At 65.8% G+C, this 909-nt stretch carries 1 protein-coding gene and 1 pseudogene; both read right to left on the bottom strand.

Going from position 1 to position 909, the window contains the following annotated elements; all coding sequences use genetic code 11:
* Positions 1–191, bottom strand: a pseudogene (locus NQ160_RS24240) (DUF4397 domain-containing protein); the annotation flags it as partial.
* A 109-nt stretch (positions 192–300) separates the two neighbouring features.
* On the bottom strand, positions 301–909 hold a 609-nt coding region (locus NQ160_RS24235; protein ID WP_257517518.1), incomplete at its 5' end, for a peptide chain release factor-like protein.

Genomic DNA, 909 nt, shown 5'->3' with positions numbered 1-909 from the left:
CCGGCGAGATCTCCGGGCTGGAAGTCGTCGAGGGTCAGTTCGCCGTTGACGTACACGTCGACGGGTGTGTCGGGGATGCCGTGGAGCACGGACAGGTCGGCCGTGGTCTCCGAGATGGCGTATGCCGGCGAGAAAGCCGCGAAGGCGGCGAAGGCGCCGACCACCACGCCCGCTGAGATTGTCTTACGCACGAGGAACTCCTTCAGATGTTGCGCGACCTTTTCGCGCTTCACAGAGGTATTCGTGCCGAGAGTGCCGTGTGGATGCAGTCGCAGGAAAAAAGTTCCGGCTGCGCGGTGATCAGTCTTCGATCTTGCGCTTACGCCAGCGGATGCCGGCGGCGATGAGCCCGTCGAGGTCGCCGTCGAACACGGCGGCGGGGTTTCCCACCTCGTATCCGGTGCGCAGATCCTTCACCAGCTGCTGGCCGTAGAGGAAGTACGAGCGCATCTGGTCGCCCCAGCTCGCGGTGATGGTGCCGGCCAGTTCCTTCTTCTTAGCCGCCTCCTCCTCGCGCTTGAGCAGCAGCAGTCGCGTCTGCAGCACGCGCATCGCGACCGCACGGTTCTGGATCTGGCTCTTCTCGTTCTGCATCGACACGACGATGCCGGTCGGGATGTGGGTGATGCGCACGGCGGAGTCGGTGGTGTTGACCGACTGGCCGCCGGGGCCGGACGAGCGGAAGACATCCACGCGGATGTCACCTTCGGGGACCTCGACCTCCTTGGCCTCTGCCATCACCGGGATGACCTCGACGGCGGCGAAGCTCGTCTGCCGTTTGTCGGCGGAGCCGAAGGGGCTGATGCGGGCGAGCCTGTGGGTGCCCGCCTCGACCGAGAGCGTGCCGTAGGCATAGGGGGCGTCGACCTCGAACGTGGCCGACTTGATGCCCGCGCCCTCTGCGTAGGA

This window comes from Microbacterium sp. zg.Y909 (genome assembly GCF_024626565.1).
The sequence above is the reverse complement of the archived record's forward strand: the minus strand, read 5'-3'. Positions and strand labels throughout refer to the sequence as shown.